Source organism: Kitasatospora sp. NPDC001225, assembly GCF_053597855.1.
In genome coordinates this window covers 1-11,153 of sequence record NZ_JBSFJC010000193.1, presented here as the reverse complement: position 1 = coordinate 11,153, position 11,153 = coordinate 1, and the positions used below count along the sequence as shown (strand labels likewise).

Below are 11,153 nucleotides of genomic sequence, written 5' to 3'. Positions count from 1 at the left end.
CGAGGAGGACGGGCGGGGGCGGGGCGGTACTGCGGGGCATGCGGGTCCTCCGGGCGGACGGCCTTCAGGTTCCGCTGCCCAAAGTGGGGCATGCCTCGGCGAGGACGACGACCAGGAGCGCACCGCGATCCTGCGGACCGCGCGCCAGGCGACCGACACCGCGCTCGGCGTGCTCACCGCCCTGGGCGCCGCCCCCGGCCCCCACCGACTGGAGCTGCTGCGCGACTCGGTCCGCGCCGCACACGGCACGGTGGAGTCCGGGAAGACGGCGGTCCACCGGAGCACCGGCACCCGGCTCGGCTGAGTCCGCCACCGATGCCGGCCGGTTTCAGTGCGGGCGACACCGCCTTCGTGCTCATCAGTGCGGCCCTGGTCATGTTGATGACCCCCGGGCTGGCCTTCTTCTACGGGGGCATGGTCAGGGCCAAGAGCACGCTGAACATGCTGTCGATGTGCTTCGTCGTGCTGGCGATCGTCAGCGTGCTGTGGGTGCTCTACGGCTACTCGCTCAGCTTCGGCTCCGACGCCTTCCACGGCCTGATCGGCAACCTCGACCACCTGGGGATGCGCGGCATCGGGCGGGACGAGCTGCACGGCTCGATCCCGGTCACCGTGTTCGCCGTGTTCCAGCTGATGTTCGCGGTGATCACCCCGGCGCTGGTCAGCGGCGCGATCGCGGACCGCGCCAGGTTCACCGCCTGGACGCTGTTCGTCACGGTCTGGGCCACGGTGGTGTACTTCCCGGTCGCGCACTGGGTGTTCAGCACCGACAACGGGCGCGGCGGCTGGCTGGTCGACCGGGTGGGCGTGATCGACTTCGCCGGCGGCACCGCGGTGCACGTCAACGCCGGGGTCGCGGGCCTGGCGCTCTGCCTGGTGCTGGACAAGCGGGTCGGTTTCCGGAAGCACCCGATGCGCCCGCACAGCCTGCCGCTGGTGATGCTCGGCTCCGGGCTGCTCTGGTTCGGCTGGTTCGGCTTCAACGCGGGCTCGGCGCTGGCCGCCAACGGCGTCGCCGGCGCGGCGTTCCTGAACACCCAGATCGCCACCGCCGCCGCGATGCTCGGCTGGCTGGCCTACGTACGGGCGAGGAACGGCGCCTTCACCTCGCTGGGCGCGGCCTCCGGCGCGGTGGCCGGACTGGTCGCCATCACCCCGGCCTGCGGGTCGGTCTCGGTGCTCGGTTCCATCGTGATCGGGCTGGTCGCGGGCGCGGTCTGCGCGGCGGCGGTCAGCCTCAAGTACCGGCTGGGCTTCGACGACTCGCTCGACGTGGTCGGCGTGCACGCGGTCGGCGGGGCGATCGGCTCGCTGCTGATCGGCCTGCTCGCCACCGGGCACGTCGGCGAGAGTGCCAGGGGCCTGTTCTACGGCGGCGGCTTCGGGCAGCTCGGCAAGCAGGCGGTCGGAGTCGTGGTGGTCGCCTGCTACTCCTTCGTGCTCTCCTGGCTGCTCGGCCGGGCGATCCAGGGGACCATCGGCTTCCGGGTCGCCGAGGAGGTCGAGGTGGTCGGCATCGACCAGACCGAGCACGCCGAGACCGCCTACGACTTCACGGCGTCGGGGGCTCCCTGGCCCGAGCCCCCGGCGTCCCGGCCCCGGCCCCGGCCCCGGGCCCGGGGAATGGCGGACGGCCTGGCGACGGCCGTCCGGAAGGCGTTGCGGAGGAGGGCCCCGTAGCCGGCGGGGCCTGCCGGGGCCCCCTTCACCGGCCGAGGGCCGCCGTCACCAGGTGACGGGCAGTGCGTGCAGCCCGTAGACCTCGTTGTTGACCCGGTAGGGCACCTCTTCGACGGGACACGCGAGCGCGAGGCCGGGCAGCCGCCGCAGCAGCGCGGGCAGCGCGATCCGCAGTTCGGCGCGGGCCAGCGGTGCGCCGAGGCAGTGGTGCGGGCCGTGCCCGAAGGTCAGGTGCGACACGGGCTCGCGTCCGATGTCGAGGCGGTCCATCCCGGCGCCGAGCGCCGGGTCGCGGTTCGCCACCGGCAGCTGGCAGACGACCTGCTCGCCGGCCTCGACCGGCACGCCGCCGATCTCGGTGTCGCACCGCGCCGTCCGGGCCAGCGCGGTGCTGGACACGGACAGGTACCGCAGCAGTTCCTCGACGGCGGCGTCGACCACCGGATCGCCCTCGGGCGCGTCGCGCAGCCGGTCGGCCTGCTCCGGGTGCGACAGCAGGGCGAGCACGCCCAGGCCGATCGTGTTGGACACCGTGACGTGGCCGGCGAGCAGCAGCAGCTCGCAGACCCCGACCAGTTCGGAGTCCGACACCGCGCCGCCGTGCTCCCGGACGAGCATGCCGATCATCCCGTCGTCCGGGCTGCGCCGCTTCTCCGCCACCAGGGAGGCCACGTACGAGTGCGACTCCCGGCCGGCCGCGAGCCGTTCCTCCATGGGGAGCCCGAGGTCCAGCGTGGTCCGGGACCAGCGGTGGAAGTCCCCCTGGTCCGGGTCGGGGACGCCGAGCATCGCGCAGATCACCCCGAGCGGCAGCGGGAGGGCGAAGTCGTCCATCAGGTCCGCCGCGGGCCCCCGCGCTTCCATGGCGTCGAGCAGTTCGCCGACCAGGGCGCGGATCATCGGCTCCAGGGAGCGGATCCGTTTCCCGGTGAACTCCGGCGTCAGCACGTGGCGCAGCCGGGTGTGCTCGGGCGGGTCCATGTTGAGGAGTTCGTTCGGCAGGACCGGGGCGCGTTCCGGGTCGTACATCGCGAAGGTCTCCTGGTCGGCCAAGACGCGCCGTACGTCGGCGTGCCGGGTGACGAGCCGGTACTCGCCGACCCGGTGCAGCCAGAAGTCCCGGACCCGCCGGGCCGGGTCCCCGCGCTGGGCCTCGCCCAGGGCCGGGCCCGGGTCGAACCCGTCGCGACGGTAGAAGATCGAGATCGGCGGCACGTCCTGCTCGCTCATGGAACCTCCCGTGATCATCCGGTATCCCCTTCCCGATACCCCCGGCCCCGGGCCACCGCGCACACCGGCGGCTATCCCGTACGGCGCGCGGGGGCGCGGCGGCCTCGCGCGCGCCCCCTCCCCCGAGCCGGAGCCGCCCCCGGCGCGCCTCACCCCCGGGGAGCCGGGCCCCTCACCTGCCCTTCCCGTCCGCCAGGAGGCCCGCCTGCCGGTCCGTCAGGAGCCCCTCGGTACGGAGCCAGCGCACCGTGTCGGCCATGGTCTCCGCGATCGGCCTCGGCAGCAGTCCGCAGGTGCTCGCGGCCGGGTGGACGGGAGCCGCGCAGGCGCAGGTGTAGACGGCGCCGTACTCCGCGGGGATGTGCCAGGGCCAGCCGCGCTGCACCAGGGTGGCCAGGGCGCCGACCGGCAGCATGGCGCGGGCGGGCAGGAAGACCGCGGGCAGCCGCCGCCCGGTGACCTCCCGCAGGGTCCGCACGTACTCCCGGGTGGCCAGTTGGCGGCCCGGGGCGAAGTGGCGGTCGAGGCCCGTCCTCGGTGCGGTCAGCAGTCGGGCGTGCAGCCGCGCGGTGTCGCGGACGTCGCCGACCGGGAAGCCGCCGAGCGGCCAGACCGGCATCAGCCCGCGCAGGGTGTTGCGCAGCCGGGTGTTCTGGTCGCCCGGCCCCGGGTCCAGCGGGCCGAGCAGCGCGGGCGGGTAGCTGATGACCACCGGTGCGCCGTCCCGCTGGTGGCGGCGGGCGACGCGCTCGGCGGCGGCCTTGGTGGCCATGTACGTCTCCCGGGGGCGGCCGACCGGGGAGTCCTCCCGGAGCGGCCGCCGGCGGGTCGGCAGCAGCGCGACGATGCTCGACACGTGGATGACCGGATCGGCGCCCGACCGGCGGGCCGCGGCCAGCACCAGGTCGGTCCCCCGCTCGTTGGTCCGGCGCATGGCCGCGTACCGCCGGCTGTCGAAGGAGTACACCGAGGCCGCGTGCAGGACGGCGTCGGCGCCGCGCACCGCGCGGGCCGCGCCGCCCTCGTCCGTCACGTCCCCGACGACCAGGTCGACGGCGCCCGGGTCCACCTCCAGCAGGGCGAGGGCCCGTTCCGCGCGGGCCGGGTCGCGCACCAGCATCCGCACCCGGTGCCCGCCCCGGACCATCGCCGCGACCGAGTGGATGCCGACGAACCCGGTGCCGCCGGTCACGCTCACCAACATCGGACCACCCCTCCGCTCAGCCGGTCCCGTCGCCGGCACCGCCGACGCCCCGGTGGAATCCTCCGCCGTAGAACAGCAGCGCCTGCCGGCCCTCCGTCCAGCCCGACCCGAGCACGCTGCCGAGGAAGACCGAGTGGTCGCCGCCGTCGTACTGCGCGGCCAGCTTGCACTCCAGCCAGGCGAGCGAGCCCGACAGCAGCGGGGCGCCGGTGAACGGGCCGGGCCGCCAGTCGACGCCGTGGAACTGGGCGGCGCCGCGCGGTCGGCCGCGGCCCGCGAAGTACCGTGCCAGCGGCTCCTGTTCGGCCCCCAGGACGGAGACCGCGAAGGACCCGGTCGCCGTGATCGCCCGGTGCATCGTCGCGGTGCGGGCGACGCAGCACAGCACCAGCGGCGGCTCCAGCGACACCGAGCTGAAGGCGTTGGCGGTCATCCCGTGGACGTGCTCGCCACCGGTGGTCAGCACCGTGATCCCGGTGGCGAACCGGGCCATCGTCTCGCGCAGCGCGTCCGGTGGAACGGCGGCGTGCCGGGAGGACGGCGAGGTCGTGGACGGTGACGGGTCGTCGACCAGGGCGCGGCCGTTGTCGCTCACCGCGCCCTCCCCGTGCCCACCGGCCGGCCGGGCGGGGCCGGCGCCGCCAGGACCCGGGCGGCCACCGCGTCCTCAGCGTACGGCGCCAGCGCCCGGCGCAGCTCCTCCGGCAGCGGGGCCGGGACGGTCGCCGTGTTCGGCCCGCGCATGCACGCGATCCGCTGGCGGCCGCGGGCGACCGGGCTCCCCTGCCCGCCGTCGATCCGCAGGTAGTCGAAGCTGAACTGGACCTGGGTCCGGGTCAGTTCCTCCAGTCGCATCCGGACCGACAGCTCGTCGAACGCGGTGATCTCGGCGAAGAACTCGCACTCCACCTTGAGGGTGAACAGCTTCAGGTCCTCCCGTAGCTCGGCGAGCACCCCGGGCGCCTTCTCCTTGAGGAACATCTCCCGGCAACGCCCCTGCCAGCGCAGGTAGTTCACGTAGTAGACGTTGCCGACGAGGTTGGTCTCCTCGAACCCCACGGTGTGGCGCAGCTCGTAGTAGCCCGACATCAGTTCTCCTTTCCGGCGAGTACGGCGAAGACGACCGGCCCGGGCCGTCCGTTGACGGTGGTCACCCAGGTGGCGACGGCGGCGTCGCCGGCGGACAGGACGGCCCAGCCGTCCGGGTGGACGCGGTCGAGGGTCAGCGCCTGCGTGGTCGCACCGGACTTGCGCAGGCACTCCAGCGCGCTCCAGACCCTGGTGCCGGCCACCTCCGGAGCCTCGGCGGCCTCGGCCGCCAGCAGGTCCCGCAGGGCGTGTTGACCGGGGCCGAGCAGCGCGTCCCAGTCCTCGGGGGTCCGTTCCAGGACGGACTCGGCGTCGCAGGCGAGGCGCCCCCGGCCCACCACCGCCAGGGTCAGGCCGCCGTCGTGCGAGGCCGACACCGTCCAGCCCTCGAGCCCCGGCCCGCCGCCGAGTTCGGGCCTGCCGTCCGGCCGGTGGTTCAGCTCCACCGGCCGGCCCAGCGCCCGACCGACGGCGGTCGCGGTGCGGGCCCGGCGGTCGCGGTGCCCGGCGTCGCCGTCCGCGGCGGGTTCGACGACCACCGCGCGGCTGCCGCCCAGGACCCGTTCCAGGCTGCGTTCCAGGTACGAGCCGAGCATCGCGGGCACCCACGGGCCGGCGCCGTCGCGCCGTCGCACGGCGACCAGGGTCAGCCCCTGCCAGTGCTCGACCACCGCTCCGGAGGGCGTGCGCACGACGAGGTCGTAGACGTAGCGGTCCCCGTCCTGGGAGCGCTCCCGGGCGTCGAGCACGACGAACCCGGTGTCCTGGTCCGCCCGGTCGGCCAGCCAGAGCCGCTCGATGCTCTGCGGCAGCAGGGTGGCGTCCGGCACGCAGCACTGGATGGCGTGCATCATCGCGTCCCGGGTGCCCGGGTCGGCCAACTGCTGCTCCTGCGGCAGGAAGGCGGCGAACCAGGGCGCCTGGGCGGCGGTGGAGATCTCCGCCAGGGCGTGCCGGGCGCTCGCCCGCCGGTACTCCAGCAGGCGCTGGAACCGCTTGCCCTGGAACAGCACGCCGCCGTACAGCTCCGTCACCGGGTCGACCGGCACCGTCGGCAGGCCGGACCCGACCGGCGGCGGTGTGCCGGGCGGCTCGGGACGGGGGTAGCGCAGCCTCGCCCGGAAGTGGTCGGCCGTGAAGCCGGTGTCCTCGCTGCGCAGCACCACGTCGACCGTTCCAGGGGCCTGCACCAGCGCGGCGATCCGGATGGTGGTCGAGCCGCCCGGGCGGACCACCACGGGGCGGCGGAACTCGACGTCCTCCAGCAGCGGCGAGCCCTGGTGCCCGCTCACCGCGGCGGCCACCTGGGCCATCGCCTCCATGCCCAGGACGGCCGGGAAGAGCAGGTCGCCCTGGAGCCGGTGGTCGGTCAGGTACGGGTCGCTGCCCTCGGACAGCTCGGCCTCGGTGATCAGCTCGATCTCCGGGTGGTGGGCGACCACCCGCTCCACGAACCTGGTCAGCGGCAGTTCGCGCTGGACCGTGGCCAGGGTGGGCAGGCCGCCGGCCCGTCCGCTCACCACCAGGACGGGGCCGGCCGAGGGGTCCGCGAGCACCTCGCGGAGCACCCGGATCCCGTCCTCGGTGGAGATCGGCGTGATGCCCTCCCGGATCAGCGCCTCGACGACGCCGAGCCGTTCGCCCATCCCCGCGCCCGACCAGACCGACCACTCCAGGGCGATCGCCCGGGCCCGCGGGTGCCGGTCCCGGAAGCGGAGGGTCAGCTCAGTCATCCAGTCGTTGGCGGTGGCGTAGTGGGCCTCGCCGCGGAGCCCGGCCCGGCCGATGATCGAGCCGAAGGTGACCAGCAGCTTCAGACGCTCCGGGTCGACGGCCGCCAGCACCGCCGCCAGGCCGTCGGTCTTGGGCGCCAGGGTCCGCCGGAAGTCCTCGGCGGTCAGCGCGTCCAGGGCGGCCGGCTCGTTGCGGCCGGCGCCGTGCAGCACCGCGGTGACCGGGCCGAGTTCGCGCTCCAGCCGGCCCACGGCGGCGGCGACCTCCTCGGGCGAGGTCACGTCCGCCCGGGCGTAGCGGTAGCGCAGGCGGGCGGCGTCCATCCTGGCCAGGTTCCCGGCGAGTTCACGGTCGGCGGCCGGGTCGGCGCGGCCGATCAGGGCCAGGGCCGCCCCGGAGTCCCGGGCGACCGCCAGGGCGCACTCGGCGGTGATGCCCTTGCCGCCGCCGGTGACCAGGAGGACGTCCCGCGCGTCGAGCGGTGACTCGCCCTCCGCCACCGGGCGGCGCGGCAGAGGGCGGAGCACCGGGACGGTGCGGCGGCCGTCCCGCTGGTAGCGGACCTCCGCGAAGCCGGCCGTGGCGGCGGCCTCGGCGACGACGCGGGCCACCGCCTCGTCGCGGGCGGCCCCCTCGGGGGCGGTGTCGGGCAGCTCGACCACCGTGGTCGGGACGGACGGGTGTTCCAGGTGCAGGGTCTTCGCCAGCCCCGCCGCCCCGAGGCGGTGCTGGACCACGACCAGCCTGGTGCCCTCGGGGGCGGCCAGGACGGCTCGTGCGGCGGTCAGGAAGAGCTCCGTGTCCCGCGCGCCGCACTCGTCCGGGAGGCAGAGCAGGACGCCGTCCCCGAGGCCCGCCGCGGCGAGCGTGGTGCGCAGCGGTGCGGCCAGCGGGTGGCCGGGCGTGGCGAAGACCGTCCAGCCGTCGGCCGCGGCCCGGGGGTCGGACGCCCGGGGGCCGGGGTGCGGCCCGGCCGGCAGGGGAGCCGCCACGTGCTCGACCGCGAAGGGGCGCACCCACGGGGCCACTCCGGGGACCTCGCCCGCCGGCTCCACCCCGGCCTGCGAGGTGTCCGCCAACCGGTCGATCAGCTCGGCGAGTTCGCCCAGCCGTACGGTCGCGAAGCCGGTCGTGGCGGCGAGCGCGGGCTGGCCCAGCGCCCGGGTGACGTCGTTGACGATCTGGCCGACCGTGATGGAGCTCAGGTGCAGGTCGTCCATCGGGTGGGTCCGCGCGGTGACGGAGTCCAGCGGCAGCTCGACCCGCTCGGCCGCGAGCCGGCGCAGCAGGTCCAGCGTGGAGACCGGGCCGGTGCCGGTGTCCGCACCCGCCGGACGCGCGGACCGCTCGGCGCCGTCCGCCCCGTCGTCCGCCCCGCCGGCCTGCGCCACCAGGGCCGCGCCGATGGCCGGAGCCGCCTCGCAGGGGCTGGCCAGGAAGGTGGGCTCGCTCTCCGGCGGCAGCGGCCGGACCAGGCGGTCGCCGAACAAGGCCGCGGTCCGCACCGGCGCACCGAGCACGTAGGCGGCGCCGACGACCCTGAGCAGCGGGCCGAGCGAGGCGCTGTCGGTGTCGACCGCCAGCACCGCGAGGTCCGGCGCGATCTCCGCCAGCAGGCCGGACAGCACCCGGCCGGGGCCGACCTCCACCACCAGGTCGGCGTCGGCGGCCGCGGCCTCGGCGGCCTCGTGGAACCGGACCGGGAGCAGCACCTGGGCGCGCAGCAGCTCCCGCAGGTCGGCGGTCGGGTCCAGCAGCCGGCCGGTGACCGTGGAGGCGACCGGGCGGACCGGCGGGCGGAGCTCGACCCCGGCCAGTTCGGCCGCCATCGCGGCCGCGGCCGGCTCGACCAGCGGCGAGTGGAAGGCGTGCGACACCCGCAGCCTGGTCGCCGTGACGCCCTCGGCCGCCGCCCGGCGGCAGACCTCGTCGACCGCCCCGGCGGGGCCGGAGACCACGGTCTGCCGGGGGCCGTTGTAGCCCGCGACGACGACGTCCGATCCGTCCGACAGCCGGGCGGTCCGCTCCGGGGTCGCCGCCAGGCCGGCCATCGCGCCGCCGTCGCGGCTCGCCCGCGCCATCACCCGGCCGCGGACCGTGGCGAGGCGCACCAGTTGCTCCTCGCTCATCGCCCCGGCCCAGTGCAGCGCCGTCAGCTCGCCCAGGCTGTGCCCGACCGCGGCCCCGGCCCGGATGCCCAGTCCGTCCAGCACCCGGAGGGCGGCCAGCGAACCGGTGACGATGCGCGGCTGGGCCACCTCGGTGGCGACCTGGTCCGCACCGGCGGGCGGTCCGGCCGCACCGAACACCTCCTCCGCGGTGGCGAACCGGCGCCGGATCGCGCCGACGGCGCCGTGTCCCGAGCCCTGCCCGGGGAAGAGGTAGACGATCCTCGGCGCGGTCCGCGCCCGGCCGAGGAAGACCCCCTCGGCGGCCGAGAACGCCTCCCGCGCGCCCGAGTCGAGCAGCGCGGCCAGCCGTTCGAGGGCCCGCGCGGCGTCGTCCGGCGAGGTCGCGACGACGGCGGCCCGGACCGGGGCGCCGGAGAGCCGCTCGGCCAGCGTTCCGGCCAGGTCCGCGAGTTCGGCCTGGGCCAGTCGGGGCACCAGGTCGAGCAGTGGGCCCAGCTCCGCGCGCAGCGCGGCCGGGTCCGCGCCGTCCAGCAGCAGCAGTTCGGCGTCCTGGCGTCCGGCGACCAGCCGGGTGGTGCGCTCGTCGAGCGCCTCGCGCCGGGTGCGGCCGGGGCCCTCGGCGACCGCGACGTGGGTGTTGATCCCGCCGAAGCCCATGGCCGACACGCCCGCCCGGACGGGCTGGTCAGCCGGCCAGAGCTCGGCCCGGCCCGGCACGTACATGGCCGCCGTCTCGCCGAGCAGGCCGGGGTGCGGGTCGTGGTGGCCGGTCGCCGGGGGGATCACCTGGTGGTGCACGGCGAGGGCGGCCTTGATCAGGCCGGCCACGCCCGCCGCGGCCTTGGTGTGCCCGAAGTTCCCCTTGACCGTCCCGAGCGCGGCCGGTCGGGCCGTCGGGTCGGCGGCGCGGCGCGCGGAGGACAGCGCCTCGATCTCGGTCGCGTCGCCGAGGGCCGTGCCGGTGCCGTGGCCCTCGAAGTACGAGACCGTCTCGACCCCGTAGCCCGCCCGCCGGTAGGCGCGGTCCAGTGCCAGCCGGTGGCCGCCCGCCTCGGGCCGGGTGATGCCGCCCCTGCCGTCCGAGGAGACCCCCCAGCCGCTGATGCTCGCGTAGATCCGCCGCCCCTGCGCCACCGCGTCCCGCTCGCGCATCAGCACCAGCATGCCGGAGCCCTCACCGGGCCAGAAGCCGTTGGAGTCCCGGTCGTAGACCTTCATCTCCCCGGTGGCCAGCGCGCCGGTCTTGGCGAAGCCGATCACCTCGAACGGGTCGATGGACAGGTCGACCCCGCCGGCGACGGCCACGTCCAGGTCGCCGTCACAGAGCGCCCCGGCGGCCGTGACCACGGACAGCAGGGAGGAGGAGCAGGCGCCGTCGACGGTGTACCCGCCTCCGCGCAGGTCGAAGTGGTTGCAGATCCGCCCGGCGATGGTGTTGGCGAGGCCGCCCGCCAGCGAGTCCTCGTCGATCGGCGGGAAGGGCGCCTTGTACTGCGGCTCCAGCTCCCCGAGGAAGGCGGCGACGTCGCCCTCGGGCCAGCCCTTGCCCGCCAGGGCGGCGGCCACCGTCCGGCGCACGTAGGGCCAGCGCAGCCGCATCGTGTTGGCGCGCGAGAACTCGCCGGTGAGGCTGTTGCCGACCACCACACCGGTGGCCTGCCGCGGCAGGCCCGCGCCGTCCGGGAACCCGGCGTCGGCGAGCGCCTCGGCGGCCACGTCGAGGGCCAGCCAGTGGGTCAGGTCGGTCGCCCGGTACGTGCTGCCGGCGACGCTGTACCCGACCCGGTCGAAGCTGTAGTCCCGGAGGACGGCGGCCTTGGTCGCGTAGTACCGGTCGGGCGCGGTGCGGTCCGCCGACCAGTAGTCCGCCTGGTTCATCCGCTCGTCCGGCAGCCTCCGGAAGGCCCGGCGGCCGCCCAGTACGTTGTCCCACAACTCACCCGGGGAATTGGCGTCCGGATAGCGGAGGCCGATTCCCACGATTGCGATCCGTCCACTGCTCTGGGCCGCCAAGGTCGTCAAGGGCGACGTCGTCGTCGAGCGCGAGGCGATCGACCGCGGCAAGGCCTGGGACGACGCCGTCC

At 75.7% G+C, this 11,153-nt stretch carries 7 protein-coding genes; 2 read left to right on the top strand and 5 right to left on the bottom strand.

Annotated elements, in window-relative coordinates; translation table 11 throughout:
• Nucleotides 1–304: hypothetical protein (locus ACWDCZ_RS36370; protein WP_449818124.1), on the top strand; the 304-nt coding region annotated here is incomplete at its 5' end.
• Between the two features lie 11 nt (nt 305–315).
• Nucleotides 316–1,680, top strand: coding sequence for an ammonium transporter (locus tag ACWDCZ_RS36365; RefSeq protein WP_449818123.1), 1,365 nt, complete (start codon nt 316–318; stop codon nt 1,678–1,680).
• Between the two features lie 45 nt (nt 1,681–1,725).
• Here the strand turns inward: ACWDCZ_RS36365 and ACWDCZ_RS36360 are convergent, their stop codons facing one another.
• The 5 genes from ACWDCZ_RS36360 to ACWDCZ_RS36340 form a co-directional block, all read right to left on the bottom strand.
• Complete coding sequence (locus ACWDCZ_RS36360; RefSeq protein ID WP_449818122.1) at nt 1,726–2,910, bottom strand: cytochrome P450; 1,185 nt, start codon at nt 2,908–2,910, stop codon at nt 1,726–1,728.
• A 172-nt stretch (nt 2,911–3,082) separates the two neighbouring features.
• Nucleotides 3,083–4,114 (bottom strand): NAD-dependent epimerase/dehydratase family protein, encoded by a 1,032-nt coding sequence (locus ACWDCZ_RS36355; RefSeq protein WP_049651315.1) that lies wholly within the window; start codon nt 4,112–4,114, stop codon nt 3,083–3,085.
• A gap of 16 nt (nt 4,115–4,130) precedes the next feature.
• Complete coding sequence (locus ACWDCZ_RS36350) at nt 4,131–4,607, bottom strand: flavin reductase family protein (RefSeq protein ID WP_053112049.1); 477 nt, start codon at nt 4,605–4,607, stop codon at nt 4,131–4,133.
• A gap of 98 nt (nt 4,608–4,705) precedes the next feature.
• Nucleotides 4,706–5,203: an acyl-CoA thioesterase gene (locus tag ACWDCZ_RS36345; protein WP_449818121.1), complete on the bottom strand. Its 498-nt coding sequence runs from the start codon at nt 5,201–5,203 to the stop codon at nt 4,706–4,708.
• Nucleotides 5,203–11,049 carry a type I polyketide synthase gene (locus ACWDCZ_RS36340; RefSeq protein WP_449818120.1) on the bottom strand — a complete coding sequence of 1,949 codons (5,847 nt, stop codon included), beginning with the start codon at nt 11,047–11,049 and terminating at the stop codon, nt 5,203–5,205. Before ACWDCZ_RS36340 ends, ACWDCZ_RS36345 begins: the two co-directional genes overlap by 1 nt.
• Nucleotides 11,050–11,153: the final 104 nt, after the last annotated feature.